Source organism: Burkholderia sp. YHN3-13, from assembly GCF_055810675.1.
Genome location: NZ_JBVVNQ010000032.1, coordinates 19,195 through 43,689, shown reverse-complemented (window position 1 = coordinate 43,689; position 24,495 = coordinate 19,195). Strand labels below are relative to the sequence as shown.

Annotated in this window: 21 protein-coding genes; 11 read left to right on the top strand and 10 right to left on the bottom strand. The window is 68.0% G+C overall.

Translation table 11 applies throughout. The features are described 5' to 3' along the window. Positions 1–8: 8 nt before the first annotated feature. Positions 9–1,247, bottom strand: a complete 1,239-nt coding sequence (gene phnA, locus AC0KUR_RS36040; RefSeq protein WP_473377244.1) for a phosphonoacetate hydrolase — start codon at positions 1,245–1,247, stop codon at positions 9–11. Between the two features lie 209 nt (positions 1,248–1,456). On the opposite strand from phnA, the gene AC0KUR_RS36035 reads away from it, so the two are divergent. From AC0KUR_RS36035 to AC0KUR_RS36015, 5 genes are all read left to right on the top strand, one after another. Then, positions 1,457–2,512, top strand: a complete 1,056-nt coding sequence (locus AC0KUR_RS36035; protein ID WP_069706579.1) for a putative 2-aminoethylphosphonate ABC transporter substrate-binding protein — start codon at positions 1,457–1,459, stop codon at positions 2,510–2,512. A gap of 106 nt (positions 2,513–2,618) precedes the next feature. After that, positions 2,619–3,710, top strand: a complete 1,092-nt coding sequence (locus AC0KUR_RS36030) for a putative 2-aminoethylphosphonate ABC transporter ATP-binding protein (RefSeq protein ID WP_059561576.1) — start codon at positions 2,619–2,621, stop codon at positions 3,708–3,710. Beyond that, on the top strand, positions 3,707–5,434 hold the full coding sequence (locus tag AC0KUR_RS36025; protein WP_473377243.1) for a putative 2-aminoethylphosphonate ABC transporter permease subunit: 1,728 nt from the start codon (positions 3,707–3,709) through the stop codon (positions 5,432–5,434). The genes AC0KUR_RS36030 and AC0KUR_RS36025 overlap by 4 nt, the downstream gene beginning before the upstream one ends. A gap of 47 nt (positions 5,435–5,481) precedes the next feature. Continuing rightward, positions 5,482–6,612, top strand: a complete 1,131-nt coding sequence (locus tag AC0KUR_RS36020) for a 2-aminoethylphosphonate--pyruvate transaminase (protein WP_367190012.1) — start codon at positions 5,482–5,484, stop codon at positions 6,610–6,612. A 102-nt stretch (positions 6,613–6,714) separates the two neighbouring features. Then, on the top strand, positions 6,715–8,103 hold the full coding sequence (locus AC0KUR_RS36015) for an FAD-dependent oxidoreductase (RefSeq protein ID WP_034190336.1): 1,389 nt from the start codon (positions 6,715–6,717) through the stop codon (positions 8,101–8,103). 91 nt (positions 8,104–8,194) lie between these two features. Here the strand turns inward: AC0KUR_RS36015 and AC0KUR_RS36010 are convergent, their stop codons facing one another. Continuing rightward, entirely contained in the window at positions 8,195–8,923 is a 729-nt protein-coding gene (locus tag AC0KUR_RS36010; RefSeq protein WP_069245725.1) for a phosphonate utilization associated transcriptional regulator, read from the bottom strand. 190 nt (positions 8,924–9,113) lie between these two features. Further along, positions 9,114–11,285 carry a phosphocholine-specific phospholipase C gene (locus AC0KUR_RS36005; RefSeq protein WP_059561453.1) on the bottom strand — a complete coding sequence of 724 codons (2,172 nt, stop codon included), beginning with the start codon at positions 11,283–11,285 and terminating at the stop codon, positions 9,114–9,116. 230 nt (positions 11,286–11,515) lie between these two features. On the opposite strand from AC0KUR_RS36005, the gene AC0KUR_RS36000 reads away from it, so the two are divergent. After that, the gene (locus AC0KUR_RS36000; RefSeq protein WP_034190205.1) at positions 11,516–12,433 is read left to right on the top strand and encodes a LysR family transcriptional regulator; all 918 of its coding nucleotides are present in this window, start codon (positions 11,516–11,518) and stop codon (positions 12,431–12,433) included. Between the two features lie 95 nt (positions 12,434–12,528). On the opposite strand, the gene AC0KUR_RS35995 is transcribed toward AC0KUR_RS36000, so the two are convergent. After that, positions 12,529–14,169, bottom strand: a complete 1,641-nt coding sequence (locus tag AC0KUR_RS35995) for an L-lactate permease (protein WP_034190204.1) — start codon at positions 14,167–14,169, stop codon at positions 12,529–12,531. A gap of 466 nt (positions 14,170–14,635) precedes the next feature. On the opposite strand from AC0KUR_RS35995, the gene AC0KUR_RS35990 reads away from it, so the two are divergent. Continuing rightward, the gene (locus tag AC0KUR_RS35990; RefSeq protein ID WP_034190203.1) at positions 14,636–14,947 is read left to right on the top strand and encodes a DUF4148 domain-containing protein; all 312 of its coding nucleotides are present in this window, start codon (positions 14,636–14,638) and stop codon (positions 14,945–14,947) included. A 74-nt stretch (positions 14,948–15,021) separates the two neighbouring features. Here the strand turns inward: AC0KUR_RS35990 and gshA are convergent, their stop codons facing one another. From gshA to ada, 3 genes are all read right to left on the bottom strand, one after another. Next, the gene (gene gshA / locus AC0KUR_RS35985) at positions 15,022–16,635 is read right to left on the bottom strand and encodes a glutamate--cysteine ligase (protein WP_473377242.1); all 1,614 of its coding nucleotides are present in this window, start codon (positions 16,633–16,635) and stop codon (positions 15,022–15,024) included. A gap of 465 nt (positions 16,636–17,100) precedes the next feature. After that, positions 17,101–18,060: a DNA-3-methyladenine glycosylase family protein gene (locus AC0KUR_RS35980; protein ID WP_226254298.1), complete on the bottom strand. Its 960-nt coding sequence runs from the start codon at positions 18,058–18,060 to the stop codon at positions 17,101–17,103. Further along, positions 18,057–19,148 (bottom strand): bifunctional DNA-binding transcriptional regulator/O6-methylguanine-DNA methyltransferase Ada, encoded by a 1,092-nt coding sequence (gene ada, locus AC0KUR_RS35975; protein ID WP_473377241.1) that lies wholly within the window; start codon positions 19,146–19,148, stop codon positions 18,057–18,059. The genes AC0KUR_RS35980 and ada overlap by 4 nt, the downstream gene beginning before the upstream one ends. 431 nt (positions 19,149–19,579) lie before the next feature. On the opposite strand from ada, the gene AC0KUR_RS35970 reads away from it, so the two are divergent. Continuing rightward, entirely contained in the window at positions 19,580–19,993 is a 414-nt protein-coding gene (locus tag AC0KUR_RS35970; protein WP_049029763.1) for a VOC family protein, read from the top strand. Positions 19,994–20,014: 21 nt separating this feature from the next. Here AC0KUR_RS35970 and AC0KUR_RS35965 read toward each other — a convergent pair whose 3' ends face one another. The 3 genes from AC0KUR_RS35965 to speG all read right to left on the bottom strand — a co-directional run bounded on the left by AC0KUR_RS35965 (position 20,015) and on the right by speG (position 22,152). Then, on the bottom strand, positions 20,015–20,569 hold the full coding sequence (locus AC0KUR_RS35965) for a YaeQ family protein (RefSeq protein ID WP_034190198.1): 555 nt from the start codon (positions 20,567–20,569) through the stop codon (positions 20,015–20,017). A gap of 189 nt (positions 20,570–20,758) precedes the next feature. Further along, positions 20,759–21,106 (bottom strand): surface attachment protein Sap1, encoded by a 348-nt coding sequence (gene sap1, locus AC0KUR_RS35960; protein ID WP_034190197.1) that lies wholly within the window; start codon positions 21,104–21,106, stop codon positions 20,759–20,761. A 488-nt stretch (positions 21,107–21,594) separates the two neighbouring features. Continuing rightward, positions 21,595–22,152 (bottom strand): spermidine N1-acetyltransferase, encoded by a 558-nt coding sequence (gene speG / locus AC0KUR_RS35955; protein ID WP_175028613.1) that lies wholly within the window; start codon positions 22,150–22,152, stop codon positions 21,595–21,597. A gap of 151 nt (positions 22,153–22,303) precedes the next feature. Between speG and AC0KUR_RS35950 the strand changes: the two genes are divergently transcribed. The 3 genes from AC0KUR_RS35950 (at position 22,304) to AC0KUR_RS35940 (ending at position 24,301) form a co-directional block, all read left to right on the top strand. Continuing rightward, positions 22,304–22,474: a hypothetical protein gene (locus AC0KUR_RS35950; RefSeq protein ID WP_006489933.1), complete on the top strand. Its 171-nt coding sequence runs from the start codon at positions 22,304–22,306 to the stop codon at positions 22,472–22,474. A 111-nt stretch (positions 22,475–22,585) separates the two neighbouring features. Further along, entirely contained in the window at positions 22,586–22,834 is a 249-nt protein-coding gene (locus tag AC0KUR_RS35945; RefSeq protein WP_049029761.1) for a DUF2795 domain-containing protein, read from the top strand. 108 nt (positions 22,835–22,942) lie between these two features. Continuing rightward, the gene (locus tag AC0KUR_RS35940) at positions 22,943–24,301 is read left to right on the top strand and encodes a sensor domain-containing diguanylate cyclase (RefSeq protein WP_473377240.1); all 1,359 of its coding nucleotides are present in this window, start codon (positions 22,943–22,945) and stop codon (positions 24,299–24,301) included. The last annotated feature ends 194 nt before the right edge of the window (positions 24,302–24,495 follow it).

Genomic DNA, 24,495 nt, shown 5'->3' with positions numbered 1-24,495 from the left:
CAGGTGCATCACTGCAGATGGTTGAGCGCGATGTCGATGATGTCGAAGTTGCGCAGCCGCGCGCGACCCGCGACGTCGGTCGCGACCGGCTTGCTGAAGATCAGCGGCACGATCTGCTCGGAGATGCCGCCGTGCGAGCGCAGCGGCACGTCGAGGCCCGACAGGTCGTGCTTGATGCGACGCGTGCCGAGCACGACGTCCTGCTTCGAGATCACGATCAGGTCGCCCATCCGCGCGGGCGGCAGCTCGAAGCGCGCGCAGCCTTCGGCGCCCGTCAGCACGACCTCGATGCCGTCGACCGCGGCGAGCCGCGCGCGCAGCGCGTCGGCATCGGCCGTCGCCGGCACGTAGACGGTCGCGAACGAGCCGAGCGCGCCGTGATGAACGACGTACGGATCGGTGATCGGCAGGATCACGCGCGCCGCGTCGTGGCCGAGCCACTCGTCGAACAGTTCCTGCAGGTAGATCACGTTCGGCTCGCCGGTCTCGTCGTCGTGCTTCGCGTTCATCCCGTGGTCGGCCGTGATCGCGACGATCGCGCCGAGCGCGTCGAGACGCTGCAGGTACTGGTCCATCATCTCGTAGAACGCGTTCGCGCCGGGCGTGCCGGGCGCGCACTTGTGCTGCACGTAGTCGGTGGTCGACAGGTACATCAGGTCGATCGGGCGCGTCTCGAGCAGGCGCACGCCGGCCGCGAACACGAATTCCGACAGCGCCGCGCTGTACACGCTCGGCACCGGCTTGCCGACCAGCTCGAGCACGTTGTCGATGCCGTTTTCCTCGAGGCTCGCCTCGTCGGCCTTTTCCGACGAGAAGCAGATGCCCTTCAGCCCCTTGCCGAGCAGGCGGCGCAGCTTGTCCTTCGCGGTGACGACCGCGACGCGCGCGCCCTGTTCGGCGAAGGTCGCGAGCACGGTGGGCGCGACCAGGTACTTCGGATCGTTCATCAGCACCTCGGCGCCGGTGTCGCGATCGTAGAAATAGTTGCCGCTGATCCCGTGAATCGCCGGCGGCACGCCGGTCACGATCGACAGGTTGTTCGGGTTCGTGAAGCTCGGCACCACGCATTCGCCCTTGAGCGCCGTGCCCGGCTTCAGCAGCGTGCGCAGGAACGGCGCGACACCGGCCTCGGCGGCTTCCTCCAGATATTCGTATGCGCAGCCATCGACGCAGACCACCACCACGGGCCGGCTCATCCAGTTGTAGCGGCGGCCGTTCACTTCCACGGATACAGGCGTTTCACTCATGACGTTCATTCCTTTCGGTTCGAAGGGGTTGAGCCGTCGGCGCCCGCGCCGCGCCGAAGGGAGGTGTTTTCCATGCTTGACATTAAAATGGATGATTTGTAGATTGTCAACAACATGCAGAGAACAGAAAGCAAAACAACGCAGCAGCAAGAGGGCTGGTCTCCACTCATCCGCCGTGTGCCGCGGCGCCACAGTCAAGGGGTCTGAAGATGAACGAAGTGCCGGTAAACAAGCGTTTGAATGCATGGGCGACGGGCGCGGCCCGCCTCGCGCTGGCCGCGGCGGTCGCGCTCGGCGTCGCGCAGGCGGCGCACGCGAGGACGTCGCTGCTCGTCTACACCGCACTGGAAGACGAGGCGATGAAGCCCTACAAGGACGCGTTCGAGAAAGCGAACCCCGACATCGAGATCCGCTGGGTGCGCGACTCGACCGGCTCGGTCACCGCGAAGCTGCTCGCGGAAAAGAACAACCCGCGCGCGGACGTCGTGCTCGGCCTCGCCGCGTCGAGCCTCACGCTGCTCGACCTGCAGGGCATGCTGATGCCGTACGCGCCGAAGGGCTTCGACCAGCTCACGCGCAAGTACAGCGACGCGAACAACCCGCCGCACTGGGTCGGCATGGACGTGTGGGGCGCGACGATCTGCTACAACCGCGTCGCCGCGCAGGCGAAGAACATCCCGAAACCGACGTCGTGGGAAGACCTGACGAAGCCGGTCTACAAAGGCGCGATCGTGATGCCGAGCCCCGTGTCGTCGGGCACCGGCTACCTCGACGTGACCGCATGGCTGCAGACCTTCGGCGACGACAAAGGCTGGAAATTCATGGACGCGCTCGACAAGAACGTCGCGCAGTACGTCCACTCGGGCTCGAAGCCGTGCACGCTCGCCGGCACCGGCGAATTCCCGATCGGCATCTCGTTCGAGTTCCGCGGCCACGAACTGCAGTCGCAGGGCGCGCCGATCGACCTCGTGTTCCCGAAGGAAGGGCTCGGCTGGGACATGGAAGGCACGGCGATCATGAAGACGACGAAGCAGCCCGAGGCGGCGAAGAAGCTCGCCGACTTCATGGCGAGCAAGGATGCGAACCAGATCACCGCGCGCTGGTGGGCGATCGTCGCGTATCCGGGCGTCGCGCGCAAGCTGGCCGGCATCCCCGACAACTACGCGGACCTGCTCGTGAAGAACGATTTCGTGTGGTCGGCGAAGAACCGCCAGTCGATCCTCGATACGTGGCAGAAGCGCTACGGGGCGAAGGCCCAGCAATAACGCGGCCAGCACGCCGCGACCGGCAGCGGGGCCGCGCAGCGCGCCGCCCCGTGCCCCTTCCCCTCGTCGAATCCGGCCCCCGGGCCGCCCCAGCATGGAGGCGCGCATGGCACCTTATCTGAGCGTAGAACGCATCGAGAAGCGGTACAACGACACGCAGGTCCTCACCGACATCAACCTGAGCGTGATGAAGGGCGAGATGATCTGCTTCCTGGGGCCGTCAGGCTGCGGAAAGACCACGCTGCTGCGGATCATCGCGGGGCTCGAGACGCAGAACGCCGGCCAGATCATGCAGGACGGCCGCGACATCTCGCGGCTGCCGCCGCAACTGCGCGACTACGGCATCGTGTTCCAGTCGTACGCGCTGTTCCCGAACCTCACCGTGTACGACAACGTCGCGTACGGGCTCGTGAACCGGAAGATGAAGCGCGACGCGATCCACGCGCGCGTGCACACGCTGCTCGCGCTGGTCGGCCTGCCCGACAGCCATCGCAAGCATCCCGGCCAGCTGTCCGGTGGCCAGCAGCAGCGGATCGCGCTGGCGCGCGCGCTCGCGACGTCCCCGGGCCTGCTGCTGCTCGACGAGCCGCTGTCCGCGCTCGACGCGCGCGTGCGGGTGCGGCTGCGCCAGGAAATCCGCGCGCTGCAGCAACGGCTCGGCGTGACGACGATCATGGTCACGCACGACCAGGAAGAAGCGCTGTCGATGGCCGACCGCATCGTCGTGATGAACCACGGCGTGATCGAGCAGATTGGCACGCCGCTCGAAATCTACCGGCAGCCCGCCTCGCCGTTCGTCGCGGATTTCATCGGCCGGGTCAACACGATTCCCGCCGAAGTCGCGCGGGACGGCACGCTGCGCGCGGGCGCGGTCGGCCTCGACTGCCGTCATGGCACGGCCCGCCCCGCGCCAGGCGCGGCGGTATCGGTCTACGTGCGGCCGGAAGACCTGCGGATCCGCGTGCCGGGCGAGACGGCCGACAACGTGCTGGCCGGCCGCGTCGAGAAGCTCGAATTCCTCGGCGCGTTCTGCCGCGTGAGCTTCCGGATCGACGGGCTCGACGGCCAGGAGATCGTCGCCGACCTGTCGTATCACGACGTCGACCGCACCGGCGTGCAGGCCGGCGCGCGCATCGACCTCGCGCTCGATCGCGAGCATGTCCGCGTGTTCCCGTGCGCGAAGGAGCGACTGCAATGAGCACCGTCCTGACCGAGCGCCGCCGCGGCGCCGCCGCCCCCGCCGACGTGCGGCAGATCACGCACTGGCACGACCGCCTCGCGCAGCTCGCGCTCGTCGCGATGGCCGCGCTGATGTCGCTGTTCCTGCTGCTGCCGCTCGCGCTCGTCGTGCAGAAATGCTTCGTCGACGCGGACGGGCGTTTCGTCGGCGCGCACAACTTCGTCGAATACCTCGAGGACAGCGGCGTGCTGCGCTCGATGCTGCACTCGCTGACGGTCGGCGCGCTCGTCACGATGATCGTCGTGCCGATGGCGTTCACGTTCGCGTATGCGCTGACGCGCTCGTGCATGCCGCTGAAGAACGCCGCGCGCACGATCGCGCTGCTGCCGCTGCTCGCGCCGACGCTGCTGTCGGCCGTGTCGTTCATCTACTGGTTCGGCAACGCGGGGCTGTTGAAGCCGCTGCTGCACGGCCATTCGATCTACGGGCTGCCGGGCATTGTGCTGAGCATGGTGTACGCGTCGTTCCCGCACGTGCTGATGATCCTCGTCACCGCGCTGTCGCTCGCGGACGGCCGGCTCTACGAGGCCGCCGACGCCATGGGCACGCGCCGCATCCGCAAGTTCTTCACGATCACGCTGCCCGGCGCGAAGTACGGGCTGATCAGCGCGACGATGGTCGCGTTCACGATGTGCATCAACGACTTCGGCGTGCCGGTCGTGATCGGCGGCTCGTACAACGTACTGTCGACCGACATCTACAAGCTGATCATCGGGCTGCAGGACTTCAACCGCAGCGCGGTCGTGAGCCTGATGCTGCTGTGCCCGGCACTCGTCGCATTCGGCGTCGATTTCTTCATCCGCCGCCGCCAGCAGTCGCAGCTCGGCGCACGCTCGACGCCGTACCAGCCGAAACCGTCGCGCGGCTTCGACGCCGCGATGCTCGCGTATTGCGCGCTCGTGTGCGCTTTCTTCATCGCGGTGGTCGGCATCTCGGTGTTCGCGTCGTTCGTGAAGTTCTGGCCGTACCAGATGAGCCTCGGGCTGCAGCACTACCGGATGGGGCTGATCGCGGCCGGCATCTTCGATGCGTACCAGAACAGCCTGCGGATGGCCGCGACCGTGGCGATCGGCGGCACGATCGTCGTGTTCGGCGGCGCCTACCTGATCGAGAAGACGCGCGGCGCGCGCTGGCTGCACGGCTTCATCAGCCTGTGCGCGATCCTGCCGATGGGCGTGCCGGGGCTCGTGCTCGGCATCAGCTACATCTTTCTGTTCAACGCGCCCGGCAATCCGCTGAACGGGCTGTACGGGTCGCTGTGGCTGCTCGCGATCGTCACGGTCGTCCACTACTACGCGTCGAGCCACCTCACCGCCGTCACCGCACTCCGGCAGATCGACAGCGAGTTCGAGGCCGTGTCCGCATCGCTGAAGGTGCCGTTCTACAAGACCTTCCTGCGCGTGACGGTGCCCGTGTGCCTGCCCGCGATCCTGCTGATCGCGCGCTACCTGTTCGTCAACGGGATGACGACGGTCTCGGCCGTCGCGTTCCTGTACTCGCCGGACACGCAGCCCGCGTCGGTCGCGATCCTGAACCTCGACGACGCGGGCCAGATGGGCCCGGCCGCGGCGATGGCCACGCTCGTGCTCGCGACCTCCTCGTTCGCGTGCGTGCTGTTCGCCTGCATCTCGCACCGCCTGCTGCGCCGCACGCAGGCGTGGCGCAACCCGCATCGCCGTTGATTTCCCGCCGCATTCACGTGACGTCCCGACTTCATCAAGGAGACACCATGACGCTCGCCGCCCAGCCGATCCTGCTCACCCCCGGCCCCCTGACGACCTCCGACACCACGCGCGACGCGATGCTGCGCGACTGGGGTTCGTGGGACAGCGACTTCAACGCGATCACCGCGCGGCTGCGCGAACGCCTGCTGCGGATCGTGCACGGCGCAGGCACGCACGAATGCGTGCCGCTGCAAGGCAGCGGCACGTTCTCGGTCGAAGCGGCCATCGGTACGCTCGTGCCGCGCGACGGCCACGTGCTCGTGCCGAACAACGGCGCGTATTGCCAGCGCATCGCGAAGATCTGCCGCGTGCTCGGCCGCCGGCTGACGACGATCGACTACCGCGAGGATCGCCGCGTCGATCCGGCCGACGTCGAGCGCGCGCTCGCCACCGATCCGACCATCACGCACGTCGCGCTCGTCCACTGCGAGACCGGCGCCGGCGTGCTGAACCCGCTGCACGAGATCGCGCAGGTCGTCGCGCAGCACGGGCGCGCGCTGATCGTCGATGCGATGAGCTCGTTCGGCGCGATCGACGTCGATGCGCGCACGACGCCGTTCGATGCGGTGATCGCGGCGTCCGGCAAATGCCTCGAAGGCGTGCCGGGGCTCGGCTTCGTGATCGCGAAGCGCAGCACGCTCGAACGCTGCGAAGGCAACAGCCATTCGCTCGCGATGGACCTGCACGACCAGTGGGTCTACATGCAGCGCACGACGCAATGGCGCTTCACGCCGCCGACGCACGTGGTCGCGGCACTCGACGCGGCCGTCGCGCAATACGTCGACGAAGGCGGGCTCGCCGCGCGCGGCGGCCGCTACCAGCGCAACACGCGCGCCCTGCTCGACGGAATGCTCGCGCTCGGCTTCCGGCCGTTCCTGGATCCGGCGATCCAGGCGCCGATCATCGTCACGTTCCATGCGCCGGACGACCCGAACTACGACTTCAAGCGGTTTTATCAGGAGGTCAAAAAGCGCGGCTACATTCTGTATCCGGGCAAGCTGACCGAAGTCGAGACGTTCCGCGTCGGCTGTATCGGCCACTTCGGCGAAGCCGGAATTCCAGGCGCCGTCGCCGCGATCGCCGACACGCTGCGCGCGATGGGCGTTCGCCGCGTCTCGGCCGCAGCGGCGGCTTAACGACGCAGCGCGACGCAGCCGGCCGCGTGCGTACGCGCCTGCGGCCGCCCGTTTCCCGGCCGTGCGCGGCACGTGCCTCGACCCTTATTGACGAACCATCCGATGCGACCCTTCTGGATCGAACAAGCGCTGTTCAACGACGGCGATCTCGCCCCCGCGCTGCAAGGCGCGACGCAGGCCGACGTGTGCATCGTCGGCGGCGGCTTCACGGGACTCTGGACCGCGATCCAGGCGAAGCAGCAGAACCCCGCGCTCGACATCGCGATCCTCGAGGCCGACCTGTGCGGCGCCGGCGCGAGCGGACGCAACGGCGGCTGCCTGCTCACGTGGTCCGCGAAATTCCTGACGCTACGGCGCCTGTTCGGCGAAGCCGAGGCAATCCGGCTCGTGAGGGCATCCGAAGCGGCCGTGCAGCACATCGCCGATTTCTGCCGCGCGCACGCCATCGACGCGGAACTGCGGCTCGACGGCACGCTGTACACCGCGACGTCGCGCGCGCAGGTCGGCACGCTCGCGCCGGTGCTCGACGCGCTCGCCGCAGCCGGCATCCACAGCTACGAACCGCTGCCGCCCGCGGAGGTCGCGCGCCGCTCGGGCTCCGCGCGCAACATCGACGGCGTCTACTCGCCGATCGCCGCGACCGTGCATCCCGGCAAGCTCGTGCGCGGGCTGCGCCGCGTCGCGCGCGCGATGGGCATCCGGATCTACGAGCGCACGCCGATGCTCGACTTCACGCCCGGGCAGCCGGCCGTCGTGCGCACGCCGTCCGGCAGCGTCACGGCGGGCACACTCGTGTTCGCGATCAACGCGTGGATGGCGAGCCGCTTTCCGCAGTTCGAGCGCACGATCGCGGTCGTGTCGAGCGACATGGTGATCACCGAGAAATGCCCGGAACTGCTCGAGAAGACCGGCCTCGTGGACGGCGTGTCGGTGCTCGATTCGCGGATCTTCGTCTACTACTACCGCACGACGGCCGACGGGCGGCTGATGCTCGGCAAGGGCGGCAACACATTCTCGTGGCGCAGCCGCATCGCGCCGGTGTTCGACCGGCGCTCGCCGTACGAGGCGCAACTCACGCACAGCCTGCGCGAATTCTTCCCGTCGCTCGCCGGCGTGCCGGTCACCGCGAGCTGGAACGGCCCGTCGGATCGTTCGGTCACGGGCTTCCCGTTCTTCGGCCGCCTCGACGACGCGCCGAACGTGTTCTACGGCTTCGGCTATTCGGGCAACGGCGTCGGGCCGACCTACATGGGCGGGCAGATCCTGTCGTCGCTCGTGCTCGGCCTCGACAACGCATGGACGCGCAGTCCGATCGCGCGCGGCCCGCTCGGCCATTTCCCGCCGGAGCCGATCCGTTACGTCGGCGCGCACGTCGTGCGCAATGCGATCCGTCGCAAGGAGCGTGCGGAGGACGAAAGCCGGCAGCCATCGGCTGTCGATACGTGGCTCGCGAAGTTTGCGAGCGCGGCCGGCAAGGCCGACAAGGCGTGACGACGCGTCGACCTGACGACGCAACGAAAAAGGGACGCTGCGCAGCGTCCCTTTGTGTGTGTGCGGCAGCCCGCGCGGGCGCCGCCGACGCTCATGCGCGCGCGGTTTTATCCCGCGCCGCCTTGCCCGCGGCCGGCAGCCCCTGCTCGTGCGTCCGGCGCATCCGCGCGAGGCCGTGCGCGACGTGCTCGCGCACGAGCGCGACGGCCTGCTCGGCGTCGCCGGCCGCGAGCGCCTGCACGATCTTGTCGTGCTCGGCCGCGGACACGGCGATCGCGTCCTCCTCGGCCTCGATCGCGGCTTGGCGCAGCAGGCCGAGCTGGCGCACCAGCCGGCGGTAGGTGTCGGTGAGGTGCGTATTGCCGACGCCGACCACCATCGCATCGTGGAACTGCACGTTCAGCTCGGTATAGCGCGTGACGTCGTGCGTCTTCGCGGCGTCCTTCATCGACTGGATGATGCCCTTCAGCACCTTCAGCGTGTCGGGCGAGATGCGCGTCGCGAGCGCGCGCGCAACCGACTCGTCGAGCATCGCGCGCACTTCGTAGATCTCCTCGGCCTCGCGCAGCGGCACGACGCGCACGGTCACGCCGCGGTTCTTCTCGTTGCGCAGCAGGCCGGCCTGCTCCAGCGCACGAAACGCTTCGCGCACGGGGCCGCGCGACACGTTCAGCCTGGTCGCGATGTCGACTTCGTTGAGCTTTTCGCCGGGCGCGTATTCGCCGGAAACGATCGCGCGCTCGAGCATGTCCTGGACGATCATCGCGAGCGACTGGCTTTGCAGGAGTTCGATGGCGCTGAGCGCGTTCGGGGAAGTCATGGTCGGACAGGCAGCGGAGCTGCGGGTGAAAACGAGGGCGCCCTATCGGCGAATGATCCTTGTATACCCTCGGCCCGACACATTGTCAACAGTTTTCAGTTTCCAAAAATCCATGCCGCCTGCCGGAACACGCCCGGCAGGCGGCGCGCACGCGGCGGCCGAACCTGCCCGGCCGCGCGACCTCCGGCCGTCAGGCCGTGCGCTTCACCGGCCCCGGATCGCTCTGGCTCGGCCGGCCCGTTTCGACGTGGCCCGCGAAGCGGCGCACGACCTTGTCGTCGCCGCCGCGCAGCGTCGTCGCGGTGATCGTCAGATCGTACCAGCCGTGGCTCGACGACAGCGCGAAGTGGTCCTCGATGCGCTCGCCCGGCTCCAGCGTGTAGGTCCGCGCAGGCGCATGCCCGTATGCGTTGTCGACCGTCACGCGGCACGTCGCGCGGCCGCTGTTGCGCAGTTGCAGGTACACGTGGCGGTTGCGCACGTCGTAGCCGATCTTCGCCTCGGGGTTCGCGTGGCGGCCGTCCGCGGCGAGCCGCGTGTTGCCCTGGAACTCGCACAGATAGCCGTTCGGGCCGTAGGCGGCGAGATGGTACTCGCCGCGCGCGGCCGACGTGCTCCACGTATCGGCGAAGCGGTCGTGCGCGGACACCGCGTAGCGGCGCGGCGGCGTCGCCGGGTTGCGGCGGTCGTACACGTAGAACGCGGCGCCCGCGTCACCGGCGTTCGCGAAGTCGAGCGACACGCTGTCGTCGCGGCCATGCACGTGGGCATGCACGAACAGCTCGTACGGCAGCGCCCGCGCCGGACGCGTGCCGGGCTCCTGCGCCGGCATCGACTGCCGGGCGGGCACCTGGTACGCCTGGCCGGCCGTCGCGATGTGCTGCGGCACCGTGAAGCTCACCGTGCGCGTGTCGGGTCGCGCGGAGAAGTCGAACGCCGACGTGAGATCGCCGCAGATCGACCGGCGCCATGCGCTGATGTTCGGCTCCTTCACGCCGAAACGCGCTTCGAGGAAACGCAGCACCGACGTGTGGTCGAACGTTTCCGAGCAGACCCAGCCGCCCTTCGTCCACGGCGAGATGATGATCAGCGGCACGCGCGGCCCGAGGCCGATCGGCTGGATGCCGCCCGGGTCGGCGCCCGGCACGAGCGGGCTCATTTCGCCCGGATACTGGTTCAGGTCGAGCAGCTCGTCGCCGAGGTTCGACAGCAGGTTCGACGACACGATGCCCTGGCCGCCCACGCCGCTCGTGACCGGCGGCACCGGCGGCACGACGTGGTCGAACAGCCCGTCGTTCTCGTCGTAGTTCAGGATGAACACCGTCTTCGCCCACACTTCCGGGTTCGACGTCAGCGCCTCGAGCACCATGTTGATGTAGAACGCGCCGTCGGTCGGCGACGCCTGCGGGTGCTCGCTGTACTTGTACGGCGACACGATCCACGACACCTGCGGCAGCCGGTTCGCCTGCACGTCGGCCTTCAGCTCGGCGAGCGTGTGGTCCGATGCGCCCTTGTCGACCAGCGGGCCGCTCGCGCCTTCCTTCACCTGGAACTTCTTGAAGAACATCAGCGAGTTGTCGGTGTAGTTGTCGGTCGGGTCGCCCGGGATGCCCGTGCCGCCCTGGTACACCTTCCAGCTGATCTTCGCGTTCTCGAGGCGCTCGGCGTAGGTCGTCCACGTGTAGCCGTTCACGTCGTCGCGCTCGCCGATGCCCGGGCCGTTCGGCGGGTTGCCGTAGACGTTGCGCGGGTCGACCGTACCGGTCCACAGGTAGATGCGGTTCGGCGCGGTGTCTGCGTGCGCGGAGCAGAAGTACGAATCGCAGATCGTGAATGCATCGGCCAGCGCGTAGTGGTACGTGAGATCCTGGCGCTTCAGGTAGCCCATCGTCAGCACGTCCTGCTTCTGGTTCACCCATTGGTCCCACTGGCCGTTGTTCCAGGACAGGTGGCCGCTGCTCCAGCCGTGGTTGGTGCCCGGCTGGAATTCGGTCGTCTGCTTCGGATCGAGGTAGAACGGCAGCACGTACGGCGCCGACGGATCGAGGCCGCGCGAATGGTAGTTCTTCGTGAACACCGACGCCGGCGGCTGCTGCCATACCGGCGCACCGCTCGGCAGCAGGTGCGGGCGCGGATCGTCGAAGCCGCGCACGCCGCGCAGCCCGCCGAAGTAATGGTCGAACGAACGGTTTTCCTGCATGAAGATCACGACGTGTTCGACGTCGCGGATCGTGCCCGTGCGATAGGCGGCCGGCATCGCCAGCGCGTTGCGGATCGCGGGCGGAAAGCCCGCATAGGCGGCCATCGCGCCGGCCGACTGCGCGGCAAGGCGCAGGAAATCGCGTCGATTGTTCGAGGACATGAAGGGAACCCTGTTGTCGGTAGGAGTGAGGGCCGGTCGAGCGGGGCCGGCGGTCGGTGTGTTACCCGCCATTACCCCGCACCGGCGTGTCCCGGCCATGACCGGTTACCGCAGGATTCTTTGGGTGACCCACAGGTTTTTTTCGAAGCGGCGCACGACGCGCCTTTCATGCGGCCGACACACGCGTGCGCTACGCTGACGCGCGATGAAGAGGGGGGAGAAGCCGAGTCGTGTTCGATCAGCTGAAGGCGTTCCACGCGACCGTCCGGCAGGGCAGCATCACGCGCGCCGCACGCCATCTGGGCGTGAGCCAGCCGACGATCGCCGCGCAGATCCGGCAGGTCGAGCAGGTGTACGGCGTCGAGCTGTTCTACCGCAGCGGCCGCAAGCTCGAGGTGACCGAGACCGGCATCGAGCTGCTGCCGCTCGTCGAGCAGATGATCGCGCTCGAGGCGCAGGCCGACATCATGCTGCGCAACGTCGGCGGCCTGTTCGAAGGCCACCTGCGGATCGGCGCAACGGGCCCGTACTACATCATGGATGCGGTCGGCCGCTTCTCGCACGCGCATCCGTCGATCGCGCTCACGTGCCGGATCGGCAACTCCGATGAAATCCTGCAGGCGCTGCAGGAATTCCGCATCGACCTCGCCGTCTCGTCGCAGCGCAACGATGCCGACGGCCTCGAACGCAAGGTGATCTCGACCGATCCGCTCGTGCTCGTCGTGCACCGCAACCATCCGCTCGCGCGGTTCGATGCGATCGATCCGGCTCGACTCGCCGACGTGCGGCTGCTGATCCGCGAGGAAGGTTCGGTCACGCGCCGCTGCACGGAGACGATCCTGGCGGCGGCCGGTGTCGCGGCCGTGTCGGTTGCCGAGATCGGCAGCCGCGAAGCGATCCGCGAGGCGATCCTGCACGGCGTGGGCGGCAGCCTGTTTCCGCTCGGCGAGGCCGAACGCCATCCTGACCTGCGCGTGATCGCGCTGCGCGGCGCCGAAACGACGATCGACGAATACGTGTACTACCTGAAGGCGCGCCGCCAGAGCCCGGCGATCGACGCGTTCCTCGCGTGCATCCTGCCGGACGGCGGCAAGCCGGCCGCGGCGGACGAAACCGGACGCACGGCGCGGCGGGCGAACGCGCGCTGAGCTGCCGCGCGCTCGCCGGTTCCGCACTTGACCGGCGCTGTTCCCGCGCCTTCCCTCGTGTTGCCTCGTGCCTTCCTTCCGTCGTTGCGCTCACCTCATTTCGGCAGTGCCGGAATCATCCACGTCAGCACGTGCTGCTGCAGGAACACCAGCACGCCGAGCAGCAGCGTGAGAATCACGCTGTGCCAGAAGGTGCGCGCAAACACGACACCTTCCTGCCCTTTCAGGTCCGTCGTCGATACGCCCGTCGCGATGTTCTGCGGCGAGATCATCTTGCCCATCACGCCGCCCGACGAGTTGGTCGCGGCCATCAGCACCGGATCGAGGCCCAGCTGCCGGGCGGCCACGACCTGCAGGTTGCCGAACAGCGCGTTGCCCGACGTGTCGCTGCCCGACAGGAACACGGCGATCCAGCCGAGCGACGCGGACACCAGCGGGAACAACGCGCCCGTCGACGCGACGCCGGTGCCGAGCGTGTAGCTGATGCCCGAGTAGTTCAGCAGGTAGGCGAGGCCGACGATCATCATCACCGTGACGATCGCGATCCAGGTCTGCCGCCACGTCTTCACCACGCATTCGACGAACGCCCCGGGGCCGGTGCGCGTCAGCGCGGCCGTGATGAGCGCCGACACCAGGATCGCGGTACCCGTGCCGAGCGGCTGGAAGTCCCAGATCGCCGCATACGGCTTGTGGTACAGCGACACGAACACCGCGTTGTGCAGGCCCGGCCACTTGATCTTCACGTCGCCGATCGCCGCGATGTTCGCGTGCACCCACACGATCACGACCACCGACACGACGAGCCACGGCAGCCAGCCGCCGAAGCCCGCGCGCGCGGCGCCGGCCGCCGCCGGCACGCTGCGCGCGAGCGCGTATTGCGGATCGGGCTGCGGCTTCCACACCTGCAGGAAGCCGATCGTCACGATCAGCGACGTGAGCGACGACAGCACGTCGGTGAGCTGGTAGCCGAGGAAGTTCGACGTGACGAACTGCGCGAGCGCGAAACTGCCGCCCGACACGAGCAGCGCCGGCCACAGCTTCGAAATCGAGCGCAGCCCGCCGTACGCGCCGACCACGTAGAACGGCAGCAGCAGCGCGAAGAACGGCAGCTGGCGGCCGACCATCTGCGCGAGCGTCGCGGGCGGCAGCGACGTGACCGCGCCGAGCACGGTGATCGGCACGCCGAGCGCGCCGAACGCGACCGGCGCCGTGTTGAACAGCAGCGTATAGGTGAGCGCTTCGAGCGCGGGGAAACCCAATGCGATCAGCAGCGCGCTCGTGATCGCGACCGGCGTGCCGAATCCGGAGATCCCTTCGAGCAGGCACCCGAACGAGAACGCGACGACGAGCAGCACGAGGCGGCGGTCGTCGGGCAGGTTGTCGAGCATCCACTGCCGGAACTGGTCGAAGCGGCCCGACTTCACCGCGATGTTGTACAGCAGCAGCGCGTTGAAGACGATCCACATCACCGGCACGACCGCGAGCGCCATGCCAGCGCCGACCGCGTTGAACGCCAGCCCGGCCGGCATGCCCCACGCGCCGATCGCGACCGCGAGGCCCGCGACGAGCCCGGCGAGCGACGCCTGCCACGCCGGGCGGCGCAGCACGCCGAGCGCGATCAGCGCGACGGCGATCGGGATCGCGGCGACGAGAAACGACAGCAGCAGCGAGTGGGCGACGGGCGTCAGCGGCTGCGCGAAGACGATGCCGGGCGGTAGGGCGTCGGTCGGGTTCATCGTGTCTCCAGATGTCGACCCGAGTTGGCGCTTTAGCGCTTACTCGGGTCCCATGCCTTGCGCTGACGACCCGGGTTGGCGTGTCGATGCCCCGGGTTCGGTACAAGGCGATGTCCTGTGGTCACGACCACGATCGGGCGCTTGCGCACGCAACGACGTTGCATGGCCAACCGATCGGTCGCTTAAAAGAGGTTAGGAGGCGCGCGGCGCTTGTACAAGGGGGACAAGCCCGATGCGTGACGACCCGATACGGCCGTTGCGCCGCCAGATGACCGGCGGATGGCGGGCGGCTGTCGCGCTCGACAGGAAGCCCGGTCATGCGGTCGACCGCGCAATGTTGCGCGCGCGGCAAAGGTGACTGACGGCAACGAGGATGTTTCGTCCGGCATCCGACGCCTAGACTGGCTGCATCGATTCCGGCCGGGCCAGCAACGGCGCGGCACCGGAACCTCTCGGAGCAGACACGATGAAGACGATCCAACACGCGGCATGCGCCTTCCTGCTGATCGGCGCGGCCGTCGCCGCCCATGCGCAGGCGGCATCGACGGTGACGCGCGCGCAGGTCCGCCAGGAACTCGTTGAATTGCAGGCCGCCGGCTACCGGACGAGTCTTGCAAGCAGTCCCGACTTTCCGGAGCACATGCAGGCGATCATGCAGCGTGCCGCGCGGGCGCGCGGCGGCGACACCGGTCACGGCAGCGACGGCCGGGCGAACGGGGAATCAGGCAAGCCGGCGCTGCCGCACGCGATCGATCGCGGCACGTACGCGCATCACTGATCCGATGACGGAAGGAACCGGACGATCGCGCCGCGGCGGCGCGGCGCGCGCTGCGCCGGCCGCCCGCGCGACCGTCAGACGCTGAAGCGGTTCAGCGTATAGGCGCGATAGGCCGCGACGAACGCATCGAACGATCCGGCCTCCTTCGCTTCGAGTTCGGCCTGCTCGGCCAGCGACTTCGCGGCGAGCGCCTGCTCGGTGTGCAGCGTATCCGCCGACGGCGGACGGGCGCGGAAATGCGCGGCATGCGCTTCGCTCTGCGCGAGCGCAAACGCGAGGAACGACTGGCCGTTGTCGCGCATCGTGCGCAGCACGCGCGCGGACGGCGTGCGTTCCGGATCGGCGAGCTTCTCGCGCTGCGCGGCAATCGCGCGTGCGTGCTCGTCGCCGCCGCGGATCTCGTCGAGGCGGCGGCCGACGGTTTCGATATCGGCCATCAGCGCGTCGGCCCACTGCCGCAGCGAGATCGACTGGCCGTCGCGCGTGAGCGCGAGCCCCGGCTTGCGGCCTTCCATCGTCACGCTGCCGAAGTTCGCGTTCGCTTCCTTGTACGCATCGCAGTCGAGCGGCGCACTGTCGTCCAGCGCGCACGCGAGCAGGAATGCGTCGATGAAGCGCGTGGTTTCCAGCGCGATGCCGGTCGGCTCGAACGGATCGATGTCGAGGCAACGCACTTCGATGTACTGCACGCCGCGCGACGCGAGCGCATGCAGCGGCCGCTCGCCCGAGTACGTGACGCGCTTCGGGCGGATCGTCGAGTAGAACTCGTTCTCGATCTGCAGCACGTTCGTGTTGATCTGGATCCACTCGCCGTCGCGATGCGTGCCGATCGCCTCGTATGCCGGATACGGCTCGCTCACGGCCTTCGACAGCGCGTCGAGATAACCGGGCAGCGTGTTGTAGTCGACGTGCAGCGCGGCCTGGGCCGTCGTGTTCGAGTAGCCGAGATCGCTCATCCGCAGGCTCGTCGCATACGGCAGGTACAGCGTGTCGGCGTCGAACGTGTCGAGCTTGTGCGGCTTGCCGCGCAGGAACTTCGTGTCGAGCACCGGCGATGCGCCGAACAGGTACATCAGCAACCAGCTGCGGCGGCGGAAGTTGCGGATCTGCGCGAGATAGCGCTCCGACTGGTAATCGACGAGCGTGGCCGTCGAGCCTTCTTCCGCATGCAGGCGCCGCCACACCTCCTCGTGCAGCGAGTAGTTGTAGTGGATGCCGGCGATGCACTGCATCGTGCGGCCGTAGCGATACGCGAGGCCGCGCCGGTACACCGTCTTCAGGCGGCCGATGTTCGACGTGCCGTAGTTGGCGATCGGAATCTGGTCGTCGGCCGGCAGCAGGCCCGGCATAGAGTCGTTCCACAGCAGCTCGTCGCCGAGCGACGCATAGACGTAGCGATGCAGGTCGTCGAGGCGTTCGAGCGTGACGGCGGCATCGCGCTCGGCGGGCGTGATCAGCTCGATCAGCGCTTCGGAATAGTCGGTCGTCAGCGCCGGATGCGTGAGCGCCGAACCGAGCGCGCGCGGATGCGGCGTGAACGCGATCATGCCGTCGCGCGTCACGCGCAGGCTTTCCTTCTCGATGCCGCGCAGGCCGTCGGGCAGATGCTGCCGCGTCGGGCCCGAGCTCAGCGCGTCGAGGCGTTTCAGCAGCAGTTCGGACTGGCGGTGAGTCATGGTGTTCGACATGGAGACGCAAGTGCGTGACGGCCGCGCGCAGAACGCCGCGCGCGGCCGGCTGGATTGTTGGTCGCTTCGTTGGTAGCGGGCACTTTAACATCTCGCCGGAACACGCGCTTGAGGTGGCGCCGGGCACGGCACACGGGCCTGAGCGGGCCATCGGAGGGGCCGGCGCGGCAGTCCGGGCCCGTGTCACCCGTTCGCGACGAAGCCGATCCGCACGCCGGTCACCGCCATTCGTCGGACGGAACGAGAACGACGAACGGGTGGCGGCAGGTGCAACCGTGCCGCTGAACGGATCGGGAAACGACGCGTGCGCAGGCATCCGCACGCGCGACATCCGGCCGATGCCGGATGCGTGGAATCGCCCTCACGGGCCGCGTCACGCCGGCACTCGCCGCATGCCGGCATCGCGTGCGCAGCGGGTTGCGGCGCCGCCTTCTTGCGGTCGCACCCGACCGCGGTGCGCCGCGATCACCCGCCGCGCGCGCCGCCCGCCCGGTCGGCCACGTCGTTCCACAGATGCAGCGCCGCATACGCGCGCCACGGCCGCCAGCCTTCGGTGCGGCGTTTCTGGCTGGCGAGCCGGTCGAGCGCCGGATCGCGCGCGGCGATCGACTGCATCAGCACGAGATCGGAGGCCGGCCACGCATCCGGGTCGCGCCACGCGCGCATCGCGATGTATTCGACGGTCCACGGACCGATGCCCGGCAGATCGAGCCACGCGCTGCGCAGCGTCGCGAGATCGGCATGCGCGCGATCGACCGGCACGTCGCCGGCCGCCACCGCGCGCGCCACGCCCGTCAGCGCCGCCACCCGCTTGCCGGGCATCCCGATCTTGTCGAGATCGCACGCGGCCAGCGCGTCGGGCGTCGGGAAACGCCACGCGGGTGCGCCGTCGTCGTCATGCACCACGCGCTCGCCCGCCCGTTCGACGAGCCGGCCGACGATCGTCGTCGCGGCCTTCACGCTCACCTGCTGGCCGACGATGGCGCGCACGGCCAGTTCGAACCCGGACCACGCACCCGGCACGCGCAACCCCGGCGCGGCCTCGACGAGCGGCGCGAACCACGGATCGCGCCCGAGCCCGCCGCCGATCGCGGCCGGATCGGCGCCGAGGTCGAACATCGTCGCGACGCGCGCGGCGAACGCCTCGTCGACATGACGCGCGACGGCCCCTTCGACGGTCGCGATCAGGCAATGCTTGCGCGGATGTTTCGTGACGGTGAGCCGACCCGCATCGCCGTGCAGGTCGACGATGCGGCGATACGCGCCGTCCGCGACCTGTTCGACGCCCGGAATCGCGCGCCCGCTGAAGAAGCGCAGCACGCGCGCCCAGTCGTACGGCGCCTGGTAGCGCAGCGTCATTTGCGCGGACGGCGGCACGTGGCCGCCGTTCGCGATGGACGTGATCGTTGTCGTTTCGATGCTCAAACCGCACTGCCCTCCGTCACGGCTTCGGCTTCATCGGGGTGGATATGACGCGCCTCGGATGCGAGCAGCGTTGCCTTGCGGCGCACGCCCCAGCGATATCCTGCCAGCGCGCCGCCCTTTTGCACGACGCGATGGCACGGGATCGCGAGCGCGACCGGATTCGACGCGCACGCGGAGGCGACCGCCCGCACCGCGCGCGGCGAGCCGAGCGCCTCGGCAATCTCGGAGTAGCTGCGCGTCTCGCCGTACGGAATATGCGTGAGCGCTTCCCACACGCGCTGCTGAAATGCGGTCGGCGCGATGTCGAGCGGCAGGTCGAATGCGTGCCGCGTGCCGTCCAGGTATGCGCGGATCTGCGCGACGAATGGCGCGAGCCGGGCGGACGCCTCGACCAGCTCGGCGCGGGCAAAGGCGTCCTTCAGCTCGCCGACGAGCGCCGCCGGTTCGTCACCGAACGCGATCCGGCAGATGCCCTGCCCGGTCGCGGCGACGAGCACCGTGCCGAGCGACGTCGACGCGGTCGCATAGTCGATCGTCAGGCCGGCGCCCTGGCGGCGGAACTCGGACGGCGCCATCCCGAGCTCGCGCGGCACCGACGCATAGAGCCGCGACGGCGAGTTGAAACCCGCATCGACGGCCGCCTGCGTGACCGGCTGCCCGCTTTGCAGCGCCTGCCGCAACGCGGCGCCGCGCTGCGCGGCCTGGTACTGCCGCGGCGACACGCCGACCACGCGCTTGAAGAGCCGCTGCAGGTGGAACGGGCTCACGTGCACGGCATCGCTCAGTTGCTGCAGCGTGAGCCGCTCGGCATGCGTGTCGAGCACCGCGCACGCGCGGTTGACAATCTCGAGCTCGCGCGGCAGCCCTTCCGGCTGACAGCGCTTGCAGGGCCGGAAGCCGGCCGCGCGCGCGGCCGCCGGATCGGCGAAGAACGACACGTTCTCGCGGCGCGGCAGCCGCGACGCGCAGGTCGGACGGCAGAACACGCCGGTCGTGCTCACGGCATAGAAGAACGCGCCATCCGCATGCGGATCGCGCTTGGTCACGGCGCCCCAGCGGGCATCGTCGGTCGGATAGGCAGTTTTCATCTGAACCTCGCACGCTCTAGTGTAGATGGTGCCTACTCTAGACATCGGCACCTGCCGTCGCGCCCTGAATCTTGCTCTGTGATTCGCGCCGCCGAACCGGGGACACATCGACCGGCCATCCATCCGACAAAACACCCGAAACGGCTGCTCCGGCGCGGTTTTCGTCATCGTCCCGTCACCATTTTGCTGCAGTGCGGATGCGACAAATCGCCGTCCTGACGTTTTTTTGCAAACGGAATATTGCGTCGCACCATCGCCGTGTGTATAGTTGGAACTGTCTCCTCCATGTCTCCTCCTGATATGGATTAAGCCCGTTCCGCACTGCGTGAACGGGCTTTTTTTCGTCTGTCGATTGTGCCGTGTTCCGGCCGGCGGCGCCGGCGCGATGCGTCTACACTCGATGCTCGTCGACTGCGAAGGAGTATCGGTTCATGAAGCCCACCATCCGCGGGATCGATCACATCGTGCTGCGCGTGACCGACATGGCGGCGATGACGCGCTTTTACTGCGACGCCGTCGGCTGCCATGTGGAAAAGGAGCAGCCCGATCTGGGCCTCGTGCAGTTGCGCGCCGGCGATGCGCTGATCGACCTGCTGACCGTCGGCGGCCCGATCGACCGCCCCGACAGCGGGCCGCCCGGCACCGGGCGCAACCTGGATCACCTGTGCCTGCGCGTCGAGCCGTTCGACCCCGACGCATTGATCGCCCATTTCGCCGCGCACGGCGCGCGCCCGGGCGCCCCGGCCGACCGCTACGGCGCCGGCGGCTACGGGCCGTCGATCTACCTGTTCGATCCCGAAGGCAACATGGTCGAATTCAAGGGGCCGCCGCCCGCGATCGGCTGAACGCGGCCGGCATGCGGGCCGTCACGCGTCCGCGCGCGCCTTCAGCACCGTCCATTCGACCGCAACGGGATCGTGGTCCGCGCTCGAGATCCACGCCGCGCCGTCCTGCACCGTGCACTGCAGGCGCATCGTGCGCTCCGCGAGCTGCCCGAGCGCGCTCGCGACGCCGTCGGCGAGCGACAGCACCTGCACGTTGCGCAGCCGTTCGACCTTGCTGCGCACGCCCTGCCACCAGATATCCGAGGTCTTGCCGCCGTACGCGATCACCGTGACCTGCCCGGCGCGGCCGGCCGCCTTCGAGATGCGCCGTTCGTCGGGCTGGCCGGCCTCGATCCACACGTCGATCGCACCCGTCAGGTCCTTCTGCCACAGATCGGGTTCGTCGACGTCCGACAGCCCCTTGCAGAATTCGAGCCGCTCGTGCGCGAACAGCGCGAACGCGACGATGCGCACCATCATCCGGTCGTCGGTTTCCGACGGATGGCGCGCCACCGTCAGCGCGTGATCGGCGTAGTAGTGCCGATCCATGTCGGCGATTTGCAGTTCGGCTTTGTAGATCGTGGATTTCAGCGCCATGCGGAGTCGGCCCGGGCGGGCATTCGGTTCGGTCGGGCCGTGATGATACCGAATGCGCGCCGCCCGGCGCGTGTCATGCGTGCCCCACAGCGCAACGGCCCGGCATCAGCCGGGCCGTGTTCGGTTCGCGCCGCCGGCACCTCGGGCCGGCGCGCTCGCGCGTCGTGCGACTGCGCGGGGATGGATCGGTTACTGCTTCACGAAGCGCGAATCGGTCCAGAGGCCTTGCTGGTCGCTGTTGTCGGCGCTGACGAACTGCACGTCGCCCTGGTCGACCGACACCACGCGGAAGCGCTGGCCTTCCGGCACCGACAGGCAACGGAAGTCGTCGAAGTATTGCTGCTTCGCCTGCGACTTGCCGTCACGCTCGTGATTCAGTACGGAATCCAGATTGTCTTTCGACAGGCAGCCCCACGCATTCTTCGTCAACTGGATTTCCTGCTTCGGCTTCACGGCGGAATCGCCGCCGGCCTGGGCAATCGACACCGCGCAAAATGCGCCGACGAGGGCAAAAAGGATACCGGTACGCTTCATCATGTTCTGTCTCCAGGCTGCGGGCACCAAGCTTGGGTTAGCTATGCGTTTAAAGATGATCGTGAACCCGCGTTTTTCACTTTAGAAGACCGGCAAACGATAGCAAGCACATTTGTTGTGCGACCGCAATAGCGGCGGATTGTCGCACCCCCGTGCACAGCCCGTTTTTCGCGCGGCGCACGCGGCGGAAAACACCTGTCGCGTGGCGGACAGCCCCGTCACGCCGGGCGGAAAGCGTTATCCGACAAGGCTTTCATCCAAGTTACATGGCGGCAATTGAACGGTTTGGATAATCCATTTCGTGATCCCGATCATTTTGATGCGCCGCACATAAAGTCATCCGAAACGATTCGACTTTACCGCGGCGCGGAATCGCCATTACCCGATACAAGAAAAATGCCAGGTATAAGCGAATCCGTATTTATCCGTAGTTCCCCGCATGGATTCGGCACCCGAGAAAGTCCCGTCGCAAGCGTTTTTCGCCAGCGTGTTTACCCTGCCTTATTCGGACTGGATTGCTGTCGTTCGAAATAATCGCGCTGGAAAATGCACATGCGATAGGCGTTGTGATACGCGCCGTTTCCGAAAAATTCTTCCTTCAATTCGGCTTCGTGCTGGAATCCGCATTTCTCGTACACGTGAATCGCCGCCGCATTCGACGTGTCGACGATCAGGTACAGCTTGCGCATGTTCAGCACCTTGAAGGCGTACTCGATCGCGAGGCGCGTCGCCTGCCCTGCATAACCGCGCCCCTGGCATTGCGGCGCGATGATGATCTGGAACTCGCCGCGGCGGTGGATGTAGTCGAGCTCGATCAGCTCGACGAGGCCGACCAGCTCGCGTTGCGCATCGACCGCGACGAACCGGCGTTCGCGCTGGTCGTGCACGTGGCGGTCGTACAGTTGCGACAGTTCCGAGAAGGTTTCGTACGGCTCCTCGAACCAGTAGCGCATGATCTTCGCGTCGTTGTTCAGCTCGTGGACGAAGCGCAGGTCCTGGCGCTCCAGCGGCCGCAGCGCGAGCGTGTGGGTATCGTTCTGGAGTTGCATGTTGGTGTCCTGTTGGATGCCGGCGCACGGGCGGAATGCCCGCGCGGCACGGCCGCGTCCGGGCCCGTTCCGCACTGTAAGAAATTGAACGCGGGCGAGGTTCAGAGCCTAGAATGGGAGCAAGGGTTCCTGCCACCGCAAGGAGGCTATCGTGATCGAGCAAGTCATACTCGGAATATTCCTCGTGCTGCCGCTCGTCATCGTCGCGGCGCTGTTTTCCGACGAACTGTGGCAAGAACACCGGCGCCAGCATCCACGCGACGAAAACGCACCGCATATCGACTGGAAGCATCCGTGGCGCCGCGTGCGACGCGGCCATTGAGCCGGTTCACCCTCGATCCGCAGCACGCGCCGGCCCGGACGCCCCGGGCCAAGTAACGCGCGCTGCACCGCCCCTTCGACCCGATTCCCGCCCAACCCGCGAGACGCCGACGTGAACGACAAGCCCGCTGCCCCTGCTCACGATATCCCTCACGAAACGATCGACCTGCAGATCGCCGACGTGCTGGCGGCCGTCCGCTACCCGGCGAACAAGGATGCGATCGTCGATGCCGCGCGCGACGCCGGCGCCAGCAACGAAGTGCTGTCGATGCTCGACGGTCTGCCCGAACAGGACTACGCGGACGTCGATGCCGTCACGCACTGGGTCGCCGGCAACTTCGGCCCGGGGCTCGGTATTTGAGCGGATGCCGATAACGCGATAGGATCGGGCCGCACCGGTCGCGCCGCGACCGGGAGGCGTGCCGCCCGGCGCAAGATCGGGTGCGGGCACGCGTGTCCGGGGGACTCCATGGAAGGCATCCTGATCCAGCACACGACGCGACGTCAGCTCTGGTTCGGCGCGCTGACGGCGCTCGTCATCCTGCTCGCGCTCGGGATCGCCGCGCCGCACGCGAACGTCGCGCTGCCGGCCGTCGAGCCGTTCATGCCGATGTGCGCGCTCACCGTGTTCACGACCGCGAGCATCGCCGCGTTCTTCCTCGGCGCGCAATTCACCGTCACGCGCCAGCCCGTGCTCGGCGCACTCGGCGGCGCCTATGCGTTCACCGCGCTCGCCGTCGCGTTGCAACTGCTCACCTTTCCCGGCGTATTCGCGCCACACGGCCTGCTCGGCGCGCGCCCGCAAAGCGCCGCGTGGATGTGGATCTTCTGGCATGCCGGCTTCCCGTGCTTCGTGATGGCCGCGCTGTTCGCGCGCGAGCGGTTGACGCGCGCACCGGTCGGCGCGAACGAGACGCGCCGCTGGACGGTCGCGCTCGTCGGCGGGCCGGCCGTCGCCGCGGCGCTGCTGTGCGCGCTCGCGCTGAACGTGTCGCTGCCGCCGGCGTTCCATCCGCCCGGCGACGCGGCCGTGCTGCCCGTCAACGGCATCGCGCTCGTCGTGTGGCTCCTCAATGCGCTCGCGCTCGTCGCGGTGCTCGCCACCGGCCGGCTGCGCACGACGCTCGACCTGTGGCTCGCGATCGCGGTGCTCGCGTGCCTGACCGACACGACGCTGAACCTGCTGACGACGAATCGCTTCACGGTCGGCTGGTACGTCGCGCGCGTGTTCAGCATGTTCACGCCGGGCGTGCTCGTCTGCGTGCTCGCGTGGGAAGTGACGATGCTGTACCAGCAGCTGTTCGAGGCGCATGCGACGCTGGTTCGCTCATCCGCGCGCGACGGGCTCACCGGCGCATTCAACCGCAGCCACTTCAACGACCATTTCCACACGCTGTTCCTGCAGGCGCGGCGCCAGGGCGAACCGCTGTCGCTGCTGATGGTCGACGTCGATCACTTCAAGGCCTACAACGACACGTTCGGTCACGTGAAGGGCGATGCGTGCCTGATCGCGGTCGCGAATGCGCTGGCCGGCGCGGTGCGGCGGCCCGCCGATATCGTCGCGCGTTACGGTGGCGAGGAGTTCGCGATCGTGCTGCCGAACACCGGTGCGCGCGGGGCGCGCGTGGTGGCCGACGAAGCGCGCGAAGCCGTGCTTCGGCTCAACCTCGAGATGCCCGATTCGCCGGCCGGACGCGTGAGCGTCAGCATCGGTTGCGCGACCGTGTCGGCCGACGATCTGTCGACGACCGACGCGTTGATCGAAGCCGCCGATGCCGCGCTGTATCGTGCGAAGGATACGGGGCGAAACCGGGTCGTCGTCGCGTGAAAACGTCTGCTGTTTGGCTATTTGTTACGGTCATTGTGACCGGAATAATCCGCCGTTACGGATTGCGGAGCGGCGATACGATCGCTTACAGCCGGTGTTGATGGCGCTCGCTATGCTGGGCTTCATATCGAACCCGAGCAGGTGAACGCCATGAAGAAGACCCTTTTGCTGATTGCCGGCGTCGCCGTGTTGCT